At 62.5% G+C, this 19,195-nt stretch carries 19 protein-coding genes; 1 reads left to right on the plus strand and 18 read right to left on the minus strand.

The window, feature by feature from the left end; genetic code table 11:
• Positions 1-66: 66 nt before the first annotated feature.
• From AC2T3R_RS24980 to AC2T3R_RS25065, 18 genes are all read right to left on the minus strand, one after another.
• On the minus strand, positions 67-939 hold the full coding sequence (locus AC2T3R_RS24980) for a transporter substrate-binding domain-containing protein (protein ID WP_015272203.1): 873 nt from the start codon (positions 937-939) through the stop codon (positions 67-69).
• Positions 936-1,709, minus strand: a complete 774-nt coding sequence (locus AC2T3R_RS24985; RefSeq protein WP_085721360.1) for an amino acid ABC transporter ATP-binding protein — start codon at positions 1,707-1,709, stop codon at positions 936-938. Before AC2T3R_RS24985 ends, AC2T3R_RS24980 begins: the two co-directional genes overlap by 4 nt.
• Positions 1,706-2,365: an amino acid ABC transporter permease gene (locus tag AC2T3R_RS24990; RefSeq protein WP_025341019.1), complete on the minus strand. Its 660-nt coding sequence runs from the start codon at positions 2,363-2,365 to the stop codon at positions 1,706-1,708. Before AC2T3R_RS24990 ends, AC2T3R_RS24985 begins: the two co-directional genes overlap by 4 nt.
• Positions 2,346-3,011, minus strand: a complete 666-nt coding sequence (locus tag AC2T3R_RS24995; RefSeq protein ID WP_486745306.1) for an amino acid ABC transporter permease — start codon at positions 3,009-3,011, stop codon at positions 2,346-2,348. The genes AC2T3R_RS24990 and AC2T3R_RS24995 overlap by 20 nt, the downstream gene beginning before the upstream one ends.
• A 273-nt stretch (positions 3,012-3,284) precedes the next feature.
• Positions 3,285-4,070, minus strand: coding sequence for a MetQ/NlpA family ABC transporter substrate-binding protein (locus AC2T3R_RS25000; protein WP_013974690.1), 786 nt, complete (start codon positions 4,068-4,070; stop codon positions 3,285-3,287).
• Between the two features lie 174 nt (positions 4,071-4,244).
• Positions 4,245-5,075, minus strand: a complete 831-nt coding sequence (locus AC2T3R_RS25005) for a sigma 54-interacting transcriptional regulator (protein ID WP_410951948.1) — start codon at positions 5,073-5,075, stop codon at positions 4,245-4,247.
• A 64-nt stretch (positions 5,076-5,139) separates the two neighbouring features.
• Positions 5,140-5,721 carry an alpha/beta hydrolase gene (locus tag AC2T3R_RS25010; protein WP_486744403.1) on the minus strand — a complete coding sequence of 194 codons (582 nt, stop codon included), beginning with the start codon at positions 5,719-5,721 and terminating at the stop codon, positions 5,140-5,142.
• A 281-nt stretch (positions 5,722-6,002) separates the two neighbouring features.
• Entirely contained in the window at positions 6,003-6,404 is a 402-nt protein-coding gene (locus AC2T3R_RS25015) for an ExbD/TolR family protein (RefSeq protein ID WP_486744404.1), read from the minus strand.
• 1 nt (position 6,405) lies between these two features.
• Positions 6,406-7,125, minus strand: coding sequence for a MotA/TolQ/ExbB proton channel family protein (locus tag AC2T3R_RS25020; RefSeq protein ID WP_075046694.1), 720 nt, complete (start codon positions 7,123-7,125; stop codon positions 6,406-6,408).
• Between the two features lie 30 nt (positions 7,126-7,155).
• Positions 7,156-7,947, minus strand: a complete 792-nt coding sequence (locus tag AC2T3R_RS25025) for an energy transducer TonB (RefSeq protein WP_486744405.1) — start codon at positions 7,945-7,947, stop codon at positions 7,156-7,158.
• A gap of 387 nt (positions 7,948-8,334) precedes the next feature.
• The gene (locus AC2T3R_RS25030) at positions 8,335-9,324 is read right to left on the minus strand and encodes a sulfate/molybdate ABC transporter ATP-binding protein (RefSeq protein WP_013974693.1); all 990 of its coding nucleotides are present in this window, start codon (positions 9,322-9,324) and stop codon (positions 8,335-8,337) included.
• Positions 9,325-9,327: 3 nt separating this feature from the next.
• Positions 9,328-10,200, minus strand: a complete 873-nt coding sequence (gene cysW / locus AC2T3R_RS25035) for a sulfate ABC transporter permease subunit CysW (RefSeq protein ID WP_410951518.1) — start codon at positions 10,198-10,200, stop codon at positions 9,328-9,330.
• Between the two features lie 11 nt (positions 10,201-10,211).
• Positions 10,212-11,030 (minus strand): sulfate ABC transporter permease subunit CysT, encoded by an 819-nt coding sequence (cysT, locus tag AC2T3R_RS25040; protein WP_013974695.1) that lies wholly within the window; start codon positions 11,028-11,030, stop codon positions 10,212-10,214.
• A 184-nt stretch (positions 11,031-11,214) separates the two neighbouring features.
• Positions 11,215-12,222, minus strand: a complete 1,008-nt coding sequence (locus AC2T3R_RS25045; RefSeq protein ID WP_486744406.1) for a sulfate ABC transporter substrate-binding protein — start codon at positions 12,220-12,222, stop codon at positions 11,215-11,217.
• A 49-nt stretch (positions 12,223-12,271) separates the two neighbouring features.
• Positions 12,272-12,454, minus strand: a complete 183-nt coding sequence (gene oscA, locus AC2T3R_RS25050; protein WP_003258557.1) for a sulfur starvation response protein OscA — start codon at positions 12,452-12,454, stop codon at positions 12,272-12,274.
• A 298-nt stretch (positions 12,455-12,752) separates the two neighbouring features.
• On the minus strand, positions 12,753-15,818 hold the full coding sequence (locus AC2T3R_RS25055; protein ID WP_486744407.1) for an efflux RND transporter permease subunit: 3,066 nt from the start codon (positions 15,816-15,818) through the stop codon (positions 12,753-12,755).
• Positions 15,815-16,882 carry an efflux RND transporter periplasmic adaptor subunit gene (locus AC2T3R_RS25060; RefSeq protein ID WP_013974699.1) on the minus strand — a complete coding sequence of 356 codons (1,068 nt, stop codon included), beginning with the start codon at positions 16,880-16,882 and terminating at the stop codon, positions 15,815-15,817. The genes AC2T3R_RS25055 and AC2T3R_RS25060 overlap by 4 nt, the downstream gene beginning before the upstream one ends.
• Positions 16,879-17,967 carry an efflux RND transporter periplasmic adaptor subunit gene (locus AC2T3R_RS25065; RefSeq protein ID WP_024087886.1) on the minus strand — a complete coding sequence of 363 codons (1,089 nt, stop codon included), beginning with the start codon at positions 17,965-17,967 and terminating at the stop codon, positions 16,879-16,881. The genes AC2T3R_RS25060 and AC2T3R_RS25065 overlap by 4 nt, the downstream gene beginning before the upstream one ends.
• A 457-nt stretch (positions 17,968-18,424) precedes the next feature.
• Between AC2T3R_RS25065 and AC2T3R_RS25070 the strand changes: the two genes are divergently transcribed.
• Complete coding sequence (locus AC2T3R_RS25070; protein WP_486745307.1) at positions 18,425-19,177, plus strand: RHS repeat-associated core domain-containing protein; 753 nt, start codon at positions 18,425-18,427, stop codon at positions 19,175-19,177.
• The last annotated feature ends 18 nt before the right edge of the window (positions 19,178-19,195 follow it).

Here is a 19,195-nt window from a genome sequence, read left to right on the forward strand (position 1 = left end):
CATACGCCGATCAATGTGGGAGCGGGCAAGCCCGCGAAGGGCTGCAAAGCAGCCCCAATGGCACAGTCACCCCTGCCACTTGCCCCCTTCCACGATCACGCTTTCCGGCTTGGTGTCATCGCTCAGTTCCTTGCGTACATACTGGTCATACAGCTTCAGCAGAAACTTCTCCTCCCCCAATTTGGCCAGCTCGGCATTCACCCAGTCACGCAGCTCGGTGTTGCCCTTTTTCACCGCCGGTGCAATCGGTGCCTCGTCACCCAGCAGCTCAGGCAGCACGCGGTACCCCGGGTTCTGCTTGGCCCAGCTGAACAGAATCAGGTTGTCCTGCGCATAGGCATCGCCACGCCCGGTGGCCAGCGCCTGCAGCGACTCGCTGTTCTTCTCGAACTTGAGCAGTTTCCAGTCCGGGTGGTTCTTGGTGAGCCAGATATCAGCGGTAGTGCCGGTGGTGACGATGATGGTCTTGTCGGCCAGGTCGTCGAGCTTCTGCACCGGGCTGCCATCCGCGACGATGGCCTGCACGGCAACGCGCAGGTTGGGGTTGGTGAAATCCACCGCTTCCTTGCGCTCCGGGGTCACGGTCATGTTGGCGAGAATCAGGTCGACCTTGTCGCTCTGCAGGAACGGGATACGGCTGGCCGGCTCCACGGCAACGAACTCGACCTTGTTTTCATCACCCAGCAGGTCCTTGGCCAGGCGCCGGCCGATATCGGTATCAAAGCCCACGTAGCGGCCCTGCTCATCGACGAAACCGAACGGTGGCTTGTCGGTGAACACGCCGACAATCAGCTTGTCGCGGGCCTTGATGGTTTCCAGGTAGCTGGTGGCCGGCGAGGCCGCCGCCGGCTTGGGTGGCTCTTCAGCCTTGTTGCAGCCGGCCAGCAGGGCCAGGCCGAACAACGGCGCCAGCAGTTTGGTGAGGTTGGCAGTTTTCATGACAGTTCCTTGTGCAGTGTCTTCGGCAGGCTTTCTACGAAGGAGAATTTCTCCAGGAACTGCTGCGCGCGTGCGGTCCGCGGTCGTGTGAAGAAGCTCTCGGGGTCGCCCTGTTCAAGGATCCTGCCGGCCTCCATGAACACGATGCGGTCGGCCACCGCGCGAGCGAAGGCCATTTCGTGGGTAACGATGAGCAAGGTCATGCCGTCGCGGGCCAGGCCCTGGATCACCTGCAGCACCTCCTTGACCATTTCCGGGTCGAGGGCTGCGGTAACCTCGTCGAACAGCATCACCTCGGGGTTCATGCACAGCGAACGCACGATGGCGATGCGCTGTTGCTGGCCCCCGGACAATTGCCGGGGAAAGGCGTCGCGCTTGTCCAGCAGGCCGACCCGCGCCAGCAACGCCTCGGCCTGGGCCTGGGCTTCGGCGCGCTCGCGCCTTTGTACCTTGAGCGGGCCAAGCAGCAGGTTGTCGATCACGCTCATGTGACCGAACAGGTGATAGCTCTGGAACACCATGCCGACCCGCTGGCGGATCTCGCGCCAATCGGTGCGCGGGTCGAGCAGCTCCTGCCCGGCCAGGCGCAGGTGGCCGCCGTGGGCCTGCTCCAGGCCGTTGAGGCAGCGCAGCAGCGTGCTTTTGCCACAACCGCTGGGGCCGAGGATGACCACCACCTCGCCGGCCGCCACCTGGAGGTCGACGTCCTTGAGCACCTGTTGCTCGCCAAAGAACTTGTTGAAACCCTGAAATTCGATCAATGCGCTCATGAGTGGGCCCAGCGGCGTTCCAGCACGCGTGAAGCGGCGGACAGCGGATAGCAGACGATGAAAAAGAACAGGAACAAGGCGCCGTAGATCAGCACCGACTCGTAGGTGCGTTCGATAATCTGCTGGCCGGCCTTGATCACCTCGACCACGCCGATCAGCACCGCCAGCGAGCTGGTCTTGATGATCCGCGTGTAGATGTTGATGGTCGGCGGGGTCATGCGCTTGAGCGCCTGTGGCAACAGCACGTAGCCATACAGCTGCCAGCCGGCCAGGCCGATCGACAACCCCGCCTCGCGCTGGCCGCGCGGCAGCGAGCGCAGCGCGCCACGCACCACCTCGCCCACCTCGCTGGCGCCCCACAGGCCCAGCACCAGTACCGCGCACCAGAAGCTGGGGATGCTCAGGGCCAGGAAGATCGGCAGGCCGAAGAACACCAGGTACAGCCAGACCAGCACCGGGATGGCACGGAACAGCTCCAGGTACACCTGCAAGGCAATGTTCAGGGCCCGGTTGCCCAAGGTTGCCAGCACGCCATAGAGCACACCGCCCAGCGTCGCGAAGAGGATCCCCAGCGCAGAGATGGCCAGGGTCTGCGCCGCGCCGCCAGCCAGCTGCGGCAATGCCTGCAGCAGCAGTTCAGACGCCGAACTGGCCATTTTGCAGCCTCCTTTCGATATAGCGCAGCAGCAAGGACAGCGGCAGGAACAGCAGCACACAGAGCAGGGTCAGCACGGTGAGCATTTCATAGGTCTTGTAGTACAGCGCGATGTAGTTCTTGGTCGTGTAGAGAATTTCCGGCACGGCCACCGCCGACACCACGGTGGTTTCCTTGAGCAGGAAGACGAAGTTGGCAAACAGTGCCGGCAGGCTGAGGATGCCCGCCTGGGGCAGCACCACATGGCGCAGCAGCTGGCCTTCGGACAGGCCGATGGAGCGCCCGGACTCCAGCTGGGCGCGGGGCACGGCCTCGATGCCGGCACGCAGCACCTCGGTGAGGTAGGCACCGCCCATGAAGGTCATGGTGATGATTGCAGCGGCAAAGCCGGAAATCTTCAGGCCCAGGCTGGGCAAGGCGAAGTAGACGAAGAACAGCTGGATCAGCAGCGGCGTGTTGCGGGCCAGCTCCACGTAGGCTTTTACCAGGCGCCACAGGTACGGGGTGCGTAATACCAGCAGTGTGGCGTTGACCAGGGCGACCAGCAATGAAGTGGCGATGGCGATCAGGCCGACCTGCAGGGTCACGCCCACGGCCTTGAGGAAGGCGGGCAGCGTGCCGAGGATGAATGCGGTGTCGAGGGTCATGGTGAAGCAGGTCTGCAGGGTGCGCGTGGGCACGATAGCTAGACTCTAATGATCTAAAAACTTTTTGATAAATACCTTTGTAGAATAAACATATCACCGAGACGTCGCGCAGGGACCCTGTGGGAGCGGGCGCGCCCGCGAACACCGGCGAAGCCGGTGCCATCCGCGTCGCCTGCTTCGCGGGCGCGCCCGCTCCCACAGGGTCCTGCGCCACAAACAAAAACGCCGACACAAGGGTGTCGGCGTTGGGTCATGCAAGGTAATGCAAGCGCATCAGAACGCCGGCAGCACCGCACCTTGGTACTTCTTGGCGATGAATTCCTTCACTTCCGGGCTGGTCAGGGCCTTGGCCAGTTTCTGGATGGCTTCGCTGTCCTTGTTGTCCGGGCGGGCGACCAGGAAGTTCACGTATGGCGAGTCGCTGCCTTCGATCACCAGCGCGTCCTTGGCCGGGTTCAGGCCGGCTTCCAGGGCGTAGTTGGTGTTGATCATGTCCAGGTCGACCTGGTCCAGCACGCGCGGCAGCATGGCCGACTCAAGCTCGCGGAACTTCAGCTTCTTCGGGTTCTCGGCAATGTCCTTGGGGGTGGCCAGGGCGTTCTTCGGGTCCTTCAGGGTGATCAGGCCAGCCTTCTGCAACAGCAGCAGGGCGCGGCCGCTGTTGCTGCCCTCGTTAGGGATGGCAACGGTAGCGCCTTCTTTCAGTTCGCTCAGGCTCTTGACCTTCTTCGAGTAACCACCAAAGGGTTCGACATGCACTCCGATCACGGTTTCCAGGTGGGTGCCCTTGCCTTCGTTGAAGTTCTGCAGATAAGGCAGGGTCTGGAAGTAGTTGGCGTCCAGGCGCTTCTGGTCAACCTGCACGTTCGGCTGCACGTAGTCGGTGAAAACCTTGATCTGCAGGTCCACACCTTCCTTGGCCAGGGTCGGCTTGATCAGCTCGAGGATTTCGGCGTGCGGTACCGGGGTGGCGGCGACAACCAGTTTCTCGGCGGCGGTAGCCAGGCCGGCGAACGACAGGGCAGCGGCCAGGGCAGTGGTCAGCAGGGTCTTCTTCATGGTGGTCCTTGTTCTGGTTCTGGGCCATCGACGATGGCGAATCGGGTGCCCAACCGGTTCACCAGCGGGCGTGAGGCGGACAATACCCAGATTTTTTATTCCGTAAAAATATCTTTTATTTAGCTGCTTATTCCAAAACTAAATGCTATCAGCCATTTTGCTTTTGAGCAGTGTCTAGCGCTCAGGGTCGGGCAGGTCCAGGTCCTCTGCCAGGATCTCCTCGCCATCATTCACCAGCAAGGCAAAGTGGATGACATTCTCCAGTTCACGGGTGTTGCCGGGCCAGGGGTGTGCCTCCAGCACCTGCTGCGCCGCCTCGCTCACCAGCGGCACAGGCCGCTGCAGGCGCACGCTGTAGATGCCCACGAAGTACTCGGCCAACGGCAGGATATCGCCCGGCCGCTCGCGCAGTGGCGGTAGCTCCAGCGCTCCCTCGCGCAGGTACTGGTACAGGCGCTCGTTGAAGCGCCCCGCGCGCACCACCCGCGCCAGATCGATGCTGGTAGCGGCCACCAGGCGCACGTCCACCGGTTGCGGCTGCTGCGCGCCCACCCGGGTAACCTCGCGGTTTTCCAGGGCGGCCAGCAGCTTGCCCTGGATGGCCAGCGGCAAGTCGGCGATCTCGTCCAGGTACAACGTGCCGCCGTTGGCCGAGCCGAACCAGCCGGCACGGCTGCTGGCTGTGCCACCTTGGCTGCCGGCACTGTAGCCGAACAGCTCGGCATCGGCGTAGGTGGGGCTGATGGCAGCGCAGTTGACCGACACGAACAACCCGCTGCGGTCACTGGCACGGTGGATCTGCCGGGCCAGCAGTTCCTTGCCGGTGCCGGTTTCGCCACGGATCAGCACCGGCAAGGATTGTGGCGCCAGGTGCTCGAGCTCCTCGCGCAACTGCTGCGAACGTGGGTCGATGAACACCAGCGCCTTGGCGCGGATGCTCAGCGGGCTCTTGTCCAGTTCAGGGAAGGTCAGCAACGGCTGGCCAAAAGGGTTTTGAAAAGTCATGACGAACTCCCGCCCCAGGCCTTCAATGGCCGGGCGTCAGGCAAACGGTAAACAGTAAGGGCGATCAGGCGCGGCGCAGTGCGCGCTGCTCGACCCGGCTCTGCAAGCGATACAAGTAGGCGAAACCTTGTTCCCAGCGCTCATGGCCGGACTTGACGTTGATGTGCCCGGCGTTGGTCAGCAGCCCTGCTTCGGCGCCCCAGACCTGGGCCAGATACAACGCCCTTGGCACGCTCACGGCCGGGTCGTTGTCCGAGCTGACCACCTGGCTGGGGAATGGCAGTGCTTCGGTCGGGATCGGTGCGAAGTTGCGCAGAGCTGGCGCGCAGGTCGGCCGCTCCACGTCAGCGGGTGCCACCAGCAGCGCGCCACGTACCCGCCGCAGCAGGGCCGGGCTGGCCTGCGCGGCCCAATGAGCGACGGTTATGCAGCCCAGGCTATGGGCAATCAGAATCACCGGCGAGCGCTCGGCGGCAATCGCCTGCTCCAGTGCCTGCACCCAGTCCTGGCGTTGCGGGGTCAGCCAGTCGTGCTGCTCGAGCCGGGCACTGTTGGGCAGGGTGCGCTGCCAGTGACTTTGCCAATGATTGTCTGGCGATCCTTGCCAGCCCGGCACAATCAGGTAACGAATCGACTCATTGCGCATGGGGACGCCTCCGGTGAGTTTGCGTGCTTGGAGACAAGTATAGGGAGGGAGTTATATCAGTAAAGGAATAAGAAGCTATTTATTAATAACCAAAAATCTCAATATCTTGTGCGACCCCTGTGGGAGCGGGCATGCCCGCGAAGCAAGCACCGCGGTGGATGGCACGGGCTTCGCCCGTGTTCGCGGGCACGCCCGCTCCCACAGGGATCACGCAAAAAAAGGAGCCATCCCCTGCCAAGAGATATGGCCCCTAAGCACTTGCCTGAAGAAAGTTGACGGGTTCAGCGCGCGGTAATCACCGCCAGCTTGCTGATCCCGGCACGTTCGATAGCCGCCATGGCCCGCGCCACTTCGCCGTAGTTCACGCCGTCATCGGCCTGCAGCTGTACGCGCACGTCCACGTCCTTGTCCTTGGCGGCCTTGAGGCTGGTTTCCAGCAGGTCGGGCTGGATCTGGTCCTTGTTGATGAACAACTTGCCGTCACCGTCGATGCTGACCACCAGCGGGTCCTTCTGCTCCACCGGGGCCACGGCCTCGGTCCTGGGCAGGTTGATGGGGATGGCATTGGTCAGCAGCGGCGCGGTGACGATGAACACCACCAGCAGCACCAGCATGACGTCCACCAACGGCGTGACGTTGATTTCACTGAGGACTTCGTCGCTGTCCTGGGTCGAAAAGGCCATGTCAGGACGCCTCCTTCACCGGTTGGGTGAAACCGGCCTGGGGCCTGTGCACGGCCGGGTGCACCAGCACCCGGAAGGCACTCTTCTGCGCCAGGCTGTAGAAGTCATGGGCGAAGTCATCGAGGTCAGCGGCGGTGAGCTTGAGGCGGCGCAGGAAGTAGTTGTAGACCAGCACCGCCGGCACCGCGACGGCGATACCCACACCGGTGGCCACCAGTGCCGCGCCAATCGGCCCGGCCACGGTTTCCAAGCTGGCGGAACCAGCCGCGCTGATGCCCTTGAGCGCTTCCATGATGCCCCAGACGGTGCCGAACAGGCCGATGAAGGGCGAGGTACTGCCAATACTGGCGACCACCGCCAGGCCGGTTTCCAGCGAACGGCGCTCACGCACGATCTGCTGGCGCAGGGCGCGCTCCAGGCGGTCCTGGTGGTTGATGGCGTGGCTCAGGTCATTGGCCTGGCTGTCACCGACTGCGATGGCGGCATAACCGGCCTGGGCAACACGGGCGGCAGGGCCTGGCAGGTCGTGGCTGGGCTCGGCAGCCGAGTCCAGGCTCGAGGCGGCCCAGAATTGCTGGTGGAAGCGTTTGTCCTGATTCTTCAGCCGCACGAACTGCACGACCTTGACCAAGGCCAGGCCCCAGGTGGCGACGGAAAAACCGACCAGCAGCCAGATGACTGCGCTTTCAACGGATTCGAGGGGGGATGCCAGCAGGCTCATGATGATGTCTTCCTGTGTTCTGCGAAAAAGTTAGCGAAGCTTGAAATCGATCGGCACGCTGACCCAGCCGGTCTGGGCCACTTCGCCCTGCTTGGCAGGCACGAAACTCCAGCGCTTGACCGCGGCCAGTGCGGCAGCGTCGAGGGCATCACGGCCGCTGCTCTTCTGGATCTGGATCTGTCCGGGCTTGCCGCTGGGCAGCACCTCGACGCGCAGCAGCACGGTGCCTTCCCAACCGCGGCGCTGGGCCATCTGCGGGTACTCCGGCGCCGGGTTCTTCAGGTACGCCGCGTTGGCCGATGCCGGGGTGACCGGGGCCGGCGCGGGTGGCGCTGGCGGTGCCGGGGCAGCCACAGGCGCTGGCGGCGGCGCTTCGACCGGCTTGGGCTGGGGTTTGGGCTGTTGCTTGACCACCGGCTTGGGCACGGGCTTTGGCTTGGGTTTGGGCTTGGCGGCCAGTTCGTCGACCACGGCCGGCGGTGGCGACTGGACCACCGGCGGTGCCGGGGCTGGTGGCGGTGGTTCGACTACAGGCGGTGCTGGCGCGGCGAACTCGATGGTCATCGGCGGTACTTGCGGTGGCACCACCGGCAGCTCGGGCGTTGGTGCCTGGTTGACCCAATACGCTGCTGCGCCATGCAGGGCCAGCACCAGCAGGCCCAGCACCAGCTTGTCGCGGCGCTTGAGCCCACTGACAGGCGTGCGTTGCAAGCGCAGCTGGCCAAGCGGGAGGCGAAGCGTGCGTCCAAGGTCGACCAGGTCACCCGGGGCCGGGCGCCATGGCTGGTCGTAGGCCCTGACGGCCGACTGGACATTACCCATTGATCAAACTCCTGGGACTCGATTCAGGTGTGTGGCTGAATAATCGGGGCCAGGGGCTTATCACTTAAAGTAATGTTTAAAATTATGGTTAGAACTTTACTGAATATGATTTTTGAAGGATTGTGGCAAAGCCGCGGAATTCGCGGGCTGTGGCCGGGCGGGTTTTCAATCATGCATTGCCGGCATGCGAAATATTCGCGTAAGGCATGAGATTGCCGCGAGGGCTGCGCCCTCGATCGCCGGCAAGCCAGCTCCCACAGGGAACGGTGTTACGCGGTCAATGTGGGAGCTGGCTTGCCGGCGATGGGCTGCAAAGCAGCCCCGGCAATCCATCAGGCATAAAAAAGCCCAGGACCAACCCTGGGCTTTTTCATCATCAAAGCCGACTCAGATATCCGCCACCTTCTGCCAAACCTTCGGCCGGAAGAACAATGTCTCCCCCCGCGCCAACCCGGTCAGGCTGTCATGGTCCTTGACCACTTCGGCCTCGATCAGCTCGCTCTGCCCCTCCACCTTCAAGGTCACCCGCGTGGTCGCGCCCAGCGGCCGGATATCCCGCACCTCGGCCGCATGGTGCCCTTCGGTCTCGTGCCGCGACAGCGACACTTCGTGGGGGCGGAACAGCACATGATGTCCTTCGCTCAGGGCCAGGCGGTTGGAGTCACCAAGGAAGTGGTAGACGAAATCGTTGGCCGGGTGCTCGTACACCTCGCCCGGCGAGCCGATCTGCTCGATCACGCCCTTGTTCATCACCACGATGCGGTCAGCCACCTCCATGGCTTCTTCCTGGTCGTGGGTGACGAACACCGACGTCAGGTTGATGTCCTCGTGCAGGCGCGCCAGCCAGCGGCGCAGCTCCTTGCGCACCTTGGCATCCAGCGCACCGAAAGGCTCGTCCAGCAGCAGCACCTTGGGTTCCACCGCCAGCGCACGGGCCAGGGCGATACGCTGGCGCTGGCCACCGGACAACTGCTCGGGGTAGCGGTCGGACAGCCAGTCCAGCTGCACCATGTTCAGCAGTTCATGCACCTTCTCGGCTATCTTGCTCTCGCTCGGGCGCTCGCCCTTGGGCTTCATGCGCAGGCCGAAGGCAACGTTGTCGAACACACTCATGTGGCGGAACAACGCGTAGTGCTGGAACACGAAACCGACGTTGCGGTCGCGCACGTCATGGCCGGACACGTCCTCGCCATGGAACACGATATTGCCCTGGTCGGGGGTTTCCAGGCCGGCGATGATGCGCAGCAACGTGGTCTTGCCGCAGCCGGAAGGGCCGAGCAAGGCCACCAGCTCGCCGCTGTTGATGTCCAGGTTGATGTTGTCCAGGGCCTGGAAGCTGTTGAAGCGCTTGCTGACGTTACGAACTTCGATCGACATGAATCATTCCTCCGCGGCGCTGTGGCGCAGGCGGTTAATACGGTTCTCGCTCCACTGCTTGAGCAGCAGGATGAAGAGCGCCAGGATCAGCAACAGGCTGGCCACGCTGAAGGCCGCGACATGGTTGTACTCGTTGTAGAGGATCTCCACGTGCAGCGGCAAGGTGTTGGTCACGCCGCGAATGTGGCCGGACACCACCGACACCGCGCCAAACTCGCCCATGGCCCGCGCGGTGCACAGCACCACCCCGTAGATCAGGCCCCATTTGATGTTCGGCAGGGTCACGTGCCAGAACATCTGCCAGCCATTGGCGCCGAGCAAGCGCGCGGCCTCCTCTTCCTGCGTGCCCTGCTCCTGCATCAGCGGGATAAGCTCACGGGCCACGAACGGTACGGTGACGAAGATGGTGGCCAGGACGATGCCCGGCAGGGCGAACACGATCTGGATATCGTGGTCCTGCAGCCATGGCCCGAACAGGCCTTGAGCGCCGAACATCAGCACGTAGACCAGGCCCGCGATCACCGGCGACACCGAGAACGGCAGATCGATCAGGGTGACCAGGATACTCTTGCCACGGAAGGTGTACTTGCTCACGCACCAGGCGGCGCTGACACCGAACACCAGGTTCAGCGGCACCGAAATAGCCACGGCGAACAGGGTCAGCTTCAGCGCCGACAATGCGTCAGGCTCGAAGATCGCCTCGAAGAAGGTGCCAAAGCCGTTCTTCAGCGCCTGCGACACCACGATCACCAGTGGCAGCAGCAGGAACAGCGCGAACACCAGCCAGCCAAGGCCGATCAGGATACGCCGCGAAGTGGCGCTGCCCCGGCGGGCAGCGTTGGCGGCGGCGGTTGCATTCAGGGATGAACTGGACATGCCGGCCTCCTTCAAGGGGTTTCGATGCGGCGCTGCAGCAGGTTGATCAGCAGCAGCAGGATGAAGGAAACCACCAGCATCAGCACGCCGATGGCGGTCGCGCCGGTGTAGTCATACTGGTCGAGCTTGACCATGATCAGCAGCGGCAGGATCTCGGTCTTCATCGGCATGTTGCCGGCAATGAAGATCACCGAACCATACTCGCCCACGCCGCGGGCGAAGGCCAGGGCAAAACCTGTCAGCCAGGCAGGCAGCAGCGCTGGCGCCAGCACATGGCGGAACACCTGCAGCGGCTTGGCGCCCAGGCAGGCAGCGGCCTCCTCCACTTCACGCGGAATGTCGGCCAGCACCGGCTGCACCGTACGCACCACGAACGGCAGGGTGACGAAGGTCAGCGCCAGGGTGATGCCCAGTGGGGTGTAGGCGATCTTGAAGCCCAGGTCGGTGGCGAACTGGCCGACCCAGCCCGAGGGTGCGTACAGGGCGGTCAGGGCGATACCGGCTACAGCCGTGGGCAGGGCGAACGGCAGGTCGATCATCGCATCGATGATCTTGCGCCCGGGGAAGGTGTAGCGCACCAGCACCCAGGCCAGCAGGGTGCCGATCACTCCGTTGATGATGGCGGCGAACAGGGCGGTGCCGAAACTCAGCTTGAGCGCGGCGATCACCCGCGGTGCACTGATGATGTTCCAGAACTGCTCCCAGGTAAGCTGCGCGGCATGCACGAACATGGCGGCCAGCGGTATCAGCACTATCAGGCTGAGGTACACCAAGGTGTAACCCAGCGTCAGCCCGAAGCCGGGTATGACGGGGGAAATGCGACGTGACATAAATATCCCTGGTTGAACGCACTTGGCCCGGGAACGATCCCGGGCTGGTGCTAGCTTCTGAAATCCTGGGGCTGCTTTGCAGCCCATCGCGACGCAAGGCCGCTCCTACAGGGGTGCGCGTACCTCTGTAGGAGCGGCCTTGTGTCGCGATGGGCCGCATGGCGGCCCCGCTTTTCCTTGGCCCTTACTGTGCCTGATAGATCTGGTCGAACACACCGCCATCATTGAAGAATTTCGGTTGTGCAGTCTTCCAGCCACCAAAGTCCTTGTCGATGGTTACCAGGTCCAGTTTCGGGAACTGCTTGCCAAACTCGGCAGCGACCTTCTCGTCACGCGGGCGGTAGAAGTTCTCGGCTGCGATCTTCTGCCCGGCCGGGCTGTACAGGTGCTTGAGGTATTCGGTGGCAATCTCGCTATTGCCCTTCTTCTCGGCGTTCTTGTCCACCACCGCCACCGGCGGTTCGGCGAGGATCGACAGCGACGGCACGACGATCTCGAACTTGTCGGCGCCACCGTCTTCCTTCAGCGCCAGGAAGGCTTCGTTTTCCCAGGCCAACAGCACATCGCCCTGGCCGTTATTGACGAAGGTGATGGTCGAGCCACGGGCGCCGGTATCCAGCACCGGGACGTGCTTGAACAGCTCCTGCACGTACTCCTTGGCCTTTTCTTCGCTACCGCCGGCCTTCAGGCCATAGGCCCAGGCCGCCAGGAAGTTCCAGCGGGCGCCGCCGGAGGTTTTCGGGTTGGGGGTGATGACCGACACATCCTTCTTGATCAGGTCGCCCCAGTCCTTGATGCCTTTCGGGTTGCCCTTGCGCACCAGGAACACGATGGTCGAGGTGTACGGGGTGCTGGCATCCGGCAGGCGGGTCTGCCAGTTGTCTGGCAGGGTCTTGCCGAGCTTGGCGACTTCATCGATGTCGCCGGCCAGGGCCAGGGTCACCACGTCGGCACGCAGGCCGTCAATCACTGCACGGGCCTGCTTGCCCGAACCGCCGTGGGATTGCTGGATCTTCACCTTGTCGCCCGGGTGGGCCTGCTGCCAGTGCTTGATGAACTCGGCGTTGTACTGCTGGTACAGCTCGCGGGTCGGGTCGTAGGACACGTTCAACAGTTCGTAGTCCTTGGCGATGGCGGAACCGGCAAAAACAGCACTGGCCAAGGCGGCAAGCGCATAACGGCGGATGGACATGGTGAAGCTCCCGATTGGCATTTTTCTAGTTTTTGAATGTGTGGTGCGATCAGCCGGTCTTGTTGCCGGGCTGCTGCAGGCGGAACTTCTCCTTGCGCTCGATCTGTACGACCTGAGCGTTGTGCACGGTGATCTCCACCGCACCGAATCGCAGGTCGCGCAGAGCGCTCTGGATTTCCCGCAGAATGGTGGCTTCGTCCTGACCGTCGATGCTACGCAGAGATGCACTCATGCTCGTTCTCCTTGGAGTGAGGGTGCCGGGCTGAGGTTTGAAGGGGATTTGCGCCTGGCTTGAGGGCAATAGTAGTGAGGCGGGGTTATTCTTAAAAATACCGTTTAAGAATCTTTATATAACTAAAAATTAGCGATGATCTTGCAGGCGAGAAGGCGCCTCTGTGGGAGCGGGCATGCCCGCGAAGAATCCAACGCGATGGATGGCACCGGCTTCGCCGGTGTTCGCGGGCACGCCCGCTCCCACAAGGACTGCACAAGCATTTGGATATTGAACAAGACAGCTGTTTCAACAGGGTTCAGTGTTGGGTTCTAGTACTGTTTTCAGGCTCGCGGATCTTGTACCAGGCCACATACAAGGCCGGCAGGAACAGCAGCGTCAGCAGGGTCGCCACGATGATCCCGCCAATCATGGCGTAGGCCATCGGCCCCCAGAACACTTCGCGGGCAATCGGGATCATGCCCAGGCTCGCCGCCGCCGCGGTCAGCAGAATCGGCCGGCGCCGGTGGTTGGTTGCCTCCACCACCGCATCCCACGGCGACAAGCCCTGGGCTTCGAACTCGTCGATCTGGGTCACCAGGATCACCGAGTTACGAATGATGATGCCCGCCAGCGCGAGAATGCCGAGAATCGCCACGAAGCCCATGGGCGTACCTGTGGGCACCAGCGCAATGATCACGCCAATCAACCCCAGCGGCGCCACGCTGACCACCAGGAACAGCTTCTGCACGCTGTGCAGCTGGATCATCAGGAACGTCGCCATCAGGAACAGCATCAGCGGGATGACCTTGCGGATCGGCCCCTGCGCCTTGGCGCTCTCCTCCACCGTACCGCCGGTGGCCACTTCGAAGCCCACCGGCAACTTGCTGGCGAACTCGTCGATCTTCGGCTTCAGCTGGGCCACCAGGTCGGTGGGCTGGATGTCGCCGTTGACCGAAGCCTTGATGGTGATGGTCGGCTTGCGGTCGCGACGCCACACCAGCGGCTGCTCCAGCTCGTAGCGCACGGTGGCAAACGCCAGCAGCGGGATCGAAGTGCCGTTGGGTGTCAGGATCTGCAGGTTCTGCAGGGTATCCGGCGAGCCACGCTCGCTGTCCTCGGCACGGGCGACCACGTCGACCAGGTAGATGTTGTCGTTGACCTGGGTGATCTGCACGCCGCTGACGATGCTGTTCATCACATTGGCCACGTCCTCCGACGACAGGCCCAGCTGGCGCGCCTTGTCCTGGGCGATTTCCACGCGCAGCACCTTACCCGGCTCGTTCCAGTCGTAGATCATCTCGCCGATGTGTTCGTTCTGGTCGAGCAAGGTGGCCAGCTCGATGGCGTGCTTGCGAACCTCGTCGATATTGGCACCGCTTACCCGATACTGGATCGGTCGGCCCACCGGTGGGCCCATTTCCAGCGATTGCACGTTGGTGCCGACGCCAACGAATTCTTCATGCAGGATCTTCTGCAGGCGCTCCATCATGGCCTGGCGTTCTTCGAAGCCCTTGCTGACGATCACCAGCTGCGCGTAGTACGGGTTCTGCAACTGCTGGTCGAGGGGCAGGTAGAAGCGGATCGCGCCCTGGCCGATATAGGTACTCCAGTGCACCAGGTCCGGGTCGTCCTTGATCCGCGCCTCGAAACGGTCGACCACCTTGCGCGTCTCCTCGATCGAGGCGTTCTGCGGCAGGTTGAGGTCGACGAGGATTTCCGGGCGGTCAGAAGACGGGAAGAACTGGTTCTGCACGAAGCGTTCGCAGAAGATCGCCAGGGCAAACAGCACCACGGTGCCGATGATGGTCAGCCAGCGGTTGCGCATGCACCACAACAAACCATGCTCGAAGGCCCGGCCGACACGCCCGGGCTCGGCTTCATGGTGCTTGAGCTTGGCACTGCTGAGGATGTGCACGCCTAACACCGGGGCGAAGAATACCGCCACCACCCACGACACCATCAGTGCCACGGCAATTACCGCAAACAGCGTGTAGGTGTATTCACCCGCCGAACTGGCGTTGAGGCCGATCGGCACGAAGCCGGCCACAGTCACCAGGGTGCCGGTGAGCATGGGGAAGGCTGTGGAGGTATAGGCAAAAGTCGCCGCCTGCTCCTTGCTTTCGCCCATTTCCAGCCGTGTGACCATCACTTCCACAGTGATCATCGCATCATCCACCAGCAGGCCCAGGGCGATGATCAGCGCCCCCAGCGAAATCCGCTGCATGGTGATACCGCTGTACTCCATGAACACGAACACCATGGCCAGCACCAGCGGGATCGAGCAGGCCACCACCAGCCCGGCACGCACGCCGAGGCTGACGAAGCTCACCGCCAGCACGATCACCACCGCCTCGAACAGCGCACTGGTAAAGCCGCCGACCGCTTGCTTGACCACCACGGCCTGGTCGGAAACAGTGTGCACCCCGACGCCCACCGGCAGGTCTTCGACCACCTGGTCCATGCGTTTTTTCAGCGCCGCGCCGAACACCTGGATATTGCCGCCGGCCTTCATGCCGATGGCCAGGCCCAACGCCGTCTGGCCGTTGTAGCGGAACATTGGCGAAGGGGGGTCGACGTAACCACGCTCGATATCGGCGATGTCGGCCAGGCGGAAGAAGCGGTCGTTGATCTTCAGGTTGACGGTTTCCAGGTCTTTTTCCGAGGTGAACTGCCCGGAGGTACGCACCGAGATACGTTCCGGCCCGGCCTCGATCACGCCGGCAGGGGTCACGGCGTTTTGCGATTGCAGGGCCTGCATGACCTGGCGCTGATCGATGCCCAGGGCTGCCAGCTTGCGGGTAGAGAAGTTCAGGTACAGCACTTCGTCCTGGGTGCCGATCAGCTCGATCTTGCCGATGTTGGGCACATCGCGCACTTCGGCCCGCGCCTGTTCCACGTAGTCGCGCAACTGGCGCAGGGTCAGGCCGTCGGCGGTGAAAGCGTAGATCGAACCGAACACATCGCCGAATTCATCGTTGAACCCGGGCCCCTGGATGCCTGCAGGGAACTCACCGCGAATGTCCTGGATCTTCTTGCGCACCTGGTACCAGATTTCCGGGATGTCCTTGGCCTTGGTGGTGTCGCGCAGGTACACGTAGACCGTGGATTCGCCGGGGCGGGTGTAGCTTTTGGTGTAGTCGAGGGAGTCGAGTTCCTCGAGCTTCTTCTCGATACGGTCGGTGACCTGGTACAGGGTTTCGTCCTGGGTAGCGCCGGGCCAGCGGGTCTGGATGACCATGGTCTTGATGGTGAACGACGGGTCTTCCTCACGGCCCAGGTTGAAGTAGGAGAAAATCCCCATCAACAGGGCAACGAACATCAGGTACCAGACGAACGATTGATGCTTGAGTGCCCAGTCGGACAGGTTGAAGCTTCCTTTCATTGCGCATCCTCGTCGAAGGTGACCTTCTGGCCAGGCTTGAGGCTGTTCACGCCCGCAGTCACCACCCGCTCGCCGGGCTGTACGCCCGAGGTCAGGACGATGCTGTCGGCGGTTCGACCGATCAGGGCCACATCACGAGTGGCAACAGTCTTCTGCTGCGTATCGATCACCCATACCTGGGTCTTGCCGTCGCGCTCGAGCAAGGCACTCAAGGGCAGTTCGCTGCGCGGCGACACCTCCGAACTCAGGGTCACGCTGATGGCGGTGCCCAGGTGGAAGGCCGCCGGGGTGCTGGCCAGGGTCAGGCGCGCACGGCGGGTGCGCGTGGTGGCGTCGGCCTGGGGTTCCAGTTCCCGCAGGCTGGCGGTGGTGTTGATGGTCGGGTCCAGCTGCGAAGCAACGGTGAAGGTCAGGCCTTTGCTCAACTGCTCGGCCAGGCCGATCGGCAGGTCGATCACCGCTTCCTTCACATCCGGCCTGGCCAGGGTTACCACGGCCTGGCCGGCGGTGACGGTTTGCCCGGCTTCGGCCTGCCAGGCAGTGATTACCGCGGCGTGGTCGGTTCGCAAGGTACTGTAGTCGAGCTGGTCACGCGCCTGGCTGAGCGCAGAGCGCGCCTGCTCCAACGCCGCGCTGGTGGTTTTCAGGTTGGTTTGGGCGATATCGAGCTGGGCCTGGGCGCCTACGCCACGGTCATACAGCTGTTGCTGGCGGCGGGCATCGGCCTGGGCGTTGATCCACTGCGCCTGCACCTTGGCCAGGTCGCCCTCGGCGGCACGAAGCTGGTTCTGCTGGTCGGTCGGGTCGAGGGTGGCCAGGGTGTCGCCCGGTTTCACCTGGGCGCCCACATCCAGCCAGCGCCGGGCAATACGCCCGGAAACCCGGAAGCCCAAGGTGCTTTCGAAACGTGCCTGGATACTGCCTGCGAAGCGGCCCAGCTGCGACTGCACCTGGGGTTCGACCTTGACCGACAGCACCGGCCGAATCGGCTCCGGCACTTCATCCTCGCTACTGCAGCCGGCCAACAGCACGCCGGCCGACAGCATCAGCAGCAGGCGCTTCATAGCTCACCCCCTTTGGCCTTGGCATCGATCTTCAGTACCTGCATGCCGGGGTGCAGCAACTGCCCGCCATTGACCACCACGGTCTCGCCGCCTTTCAGGCCACTGGCGACCACGATCCTGCCGGTGAGGTAACGGCTGACCTCGACCTTGCGCAGCTCTACCTTGTCACCCTCGCCCACTACCCAGACGGCAGGCTCATGCAGGGCCTTGGTCAGTGCCGACCATGGCAGCTCGATACTTGGTCGGCCCTGGGCATTGGTGGTGGCCGTCACCGGTGCACCCAGTTGCATCCCTGGCGGCACATCCCTCAGCCCGACCTTGACCTGTACCGTGCCGCTTTGCGCGGACACCGTGGGGGTGATTTCGCGCACGAAGCCACGGGCCTGGACCTTGGGGTCGTCCAGCAGGCTGACGATCACGCCGGCGTCGCTTGGCGGAGCCACCAGCAGCGATTCGTAGACATTGAACACGGCATCACGGTCGCCATCGGTGGCCAGGCTGAAGATCGGCATGGTCGCCTGCACCACCTGGCCAACCTCGGCCTGGCGCTCGGTGATGACCCCATCGGCCTCGGAGACCAGCGCGGTATAGCTCAGTTGTTCGTTGGCATTGGCCAATTGCGCCTGCGCGGCCTTGAGCGCGCTCTGGTTGCTGCGCAGCGCGGCTTCGGCGGAATCGTATTCGCTCTGGCTGGTGTAGCCCTTGGGCAACAGCTTTTGCTGGCGCACGAACGCGGCACTGGTCTGGGTGACCCGCGCCTGCGCGGCGAACACCTCGGCCTTGGCCGAGTCGACATTGTTCTGCAGGTCTTTCGGGTCCAGCCGCGCCAACACCTGGTTGGCCTTGACGTGGTCGCCGACATCGACGCTGCGCGAAATGATCTTGCCGCCCACACGGAACGACAGGTCGGTCTGCACCCGCGCCTGCACATCGCCAGTCAGGGTGACCCTGGCAGCGAAATCGGTGGGTGACACCTGTTGCACGCCTACGCGTGGCAGTGTTTCGGTGGTTTCTTCCTTACTACAGCCCGACAGCAGGGACACAAGCCCCAGGCAGACGACCAACAGCGGACGTATCAACGTCATGCAGGCTCCTTGCTTGCGCGCAAATGATTCGTGGGATGCGACTGTTAGCGTAGATCAGGGTTCGATAAACATCACTGACGGGGATCAGCTCAGCATTTTCAGCGCCTGTGGGGCGGGCGGGTCCGCGAATCGGCCGCACAGGTCAGACGGTCCACCAAAAAACTAGCATTTATGCCAGTAGCTGGAAGCACGCGACCGTTACATAGTGAGATGACTGTGGTCGAACCGACAACGTCAGCTACGCCTGGGCAATTTCTGTCAAGGTCTGAAACTGAGAAGCCATATGGACGCGCGCGAAACTTCACTCCGTTTTTACCAGAACAACAGATGTACCACCGAAATCTGCGGGTCTGTAACACGCTCGTATTTTCACCATGAGGGGAACCTCTTGGCACAACGCACGGCAGGTGCAGATACACCGCTTTTACTCTTCGCAGTGAACAGCAGCAACACAGTGATGAGTGCGTTCGAACAGGCTGGTAGAACGCAGTACCGTTATACCCCGTACGGCCAACGCCCGGCCTCTGCCGATTCTAATATGCCTTTGGGATTCAATGGCGAGCAGCTGGACGAAGTAACAGACTGTTACTCGCTGGGTAATGGCTATCGTCAGTATAGTCCCGTGCTGCAGAGGTTGTGCAGCCCCGATGATGAAAGCCCGTTTGAGGAAGGTGGGTTGAACGCCTACGCGTATTGTGTAGGGGACCCGGTGAACAACGTTGACCCCACCGGGCACTTTTCTTTCTCATTACTTATTACGGCTACGACAGGATTAGCCAGCATTGGAACACTCATTGCAAGTTTTATTGTAAAAGATCCTAAAGCCCGAAGTGCTCTACAGGCCGTATCTGGGATACTTGGAACCGTCGCGCTTGTGGCGGGTACCTATTACCAGGGTAAGCGCATCTCTCTAGGACCATCGCGGGGTGCCCCCGTGGTCAGAGGGAATACTGCTCAACCGCCCGGGACTCCTCAAAACAATAATTACCGAAGCGCCGCGAGAAGCCTAAATTCCGGTCCGCCCGAGGACAACAACGAGGGTTTCGAACCCATTGGGCTTTACATGGCTCCACAAACGTACTTTATCCCCCGAGCAAGGATCCAGCCTGGTGTAAGAGCGGACACACCAGCGAATAGACATCCAGCACCGGGCGCACCAACGACAGGGCTCCCTGCTGGCGCAAAAACGATTCGTAATTTAAAGAACTGACGGGAATTTATTAGGCAT

The organism is Pseudomonas sp. PVC-5-1 (assembly GCF_057444345.1).

Bases quoted from the DNA above. Each gene is read 5' to 3' on its own strand.
- AC2T3R_RS24980 (WP_015272203.1), bottom strand. From the start codon at position 939: ATGAAAACTGCCAACCTCACCAAACTGCTGGCGCCGTTGTTCGGCCTG.
- AC2T3R_RS24985 (WP_085721360.1), bottom strand. From the start codon at position 1,709: ATGAGCGCATTGATCGAATTTCAGGGTTTCAACAAGTTCTTTGGCGAG.
- AC2T3R_RS24990 (WP_025341019.1), bottom strand. From the start codon at position 2,365: ATGGCCAGTTCGGCGTCTGAACTGCTGCTGCAGGCATTGCCGCAGCTG.
- AC2T3R_RS24995 (WP_486745306.1), bottom strand. From the start codon at position 3,011: ATGACCCTCGACACCGCATTCATCCTCGGCACGCTGCCCGCCTTCCTC.
- AC2T3R_RS25000 (WP_013974690.1), bottom strand. From the start codon at position 4,070: ATGAAGAAGACCCTGCTGACCACTGCCCTGGCCGCTGCCCTGTCGTTC.
- AC2T3R_RS25005 (WP_410951948.1), bottom strand. From the start codon at position 5,075: ATGACTTTTCAAAACCCTTTTGGCCAGCCGTTGCTGACCTTCCCTGAA.
- AC2T3R_RS25010 (WP_486744403.1), bottom strand. From the start codon at position 5,721: ATGCGCAATGAGTCGATTCGTTACCTGATTGTGCCGGGCTGGCAAGGA.
- AC2T3R_RS25015 (WP_486744404.1), bottom strand. From the start codon at position 6,404: ATGGCCTTTTCGACCCAGGACAGCGACGAAGTCCTCAGTGAAATCAAC.
- AC2T3R_RS25020 (WP_075046694.1), bottom strand. From the start codon at position 7,125: ATGAGCCTGCTGGCATCCCCCCTCGAATCCGTTGAAAGCGCAGTCATC.
- AC2T3R_RS25025 (WP_486744405.1), bottom strand. From the start codon at position 7,947: ATGGGTAATGTCCAGTCGGCCGTCAGGGCCTACGACCAGCCATGGCGC.
- AC2T3R_RS25030 (WP_013974693.1), bottom strand. From the start codon at position 9,324: ATGTCGATCGAAGTTCGTAACGTCAGCAAGCGCTTCAACAGCTTCCAG.
- cysW (WP_410951518.1), bottom strand. From the start codon at position 10,200: ATGTCCAGTTCATCCCTGAATGCAACCGCCGCCGCCAACGCTGCCCGC.
- cysT (WP_013974695.1), bottom strand. From the start codon at position 11,030: ATGTCACGTCGCATTTCCCCCGTCATACCCGGCTTCGGGCTGACGCTG.
- AC2T3R_RS25045 (WP_486744406.1), bottom strand. From the start codon at position 12,222: ATGTCCATCCGCCGTTATGCGCTTGCCGCCTTGGCCAGTGCTGTTTTT.
- oscA (WP_003258557.1), bottom strand. From the start codon at position 12,454: ATGAGTGCATCTCTGCGTAGCATCGACGGTCAGGACGAAGCCACCATT.
- AC2T3R_RS25055 (WP_486744407.1), bottom strand. From the start codon at position 15,818: ATGAAAGGAAGCTTCAACCTGTCCGACTGGGCACTCAAGCATCAATCG.
- AC2T3R_RS25060 (WP_013974699.1), bottom strand. From the start codon at position 16,882: ATGAAGCGCCTGCTGCTGATGCTGTCGGCCGGCGTGCTGTTGGCCGGC.
- AC2T3R_RS25065 (WP_024087886.1), bottom strand. From the start codon at position 17,967: ATGACGTTGATACGTCCGCTGTTGGTCGTCTGCCTGGGGCTTGTGTCC.
- AC2T3R_RS25070 (WP_486745307.1), top strand. From the start codon at position 18,425: ATGAGTGCGTTCGAACAGGCTGGTAGAACGCAGTACCGTTATACCCCG.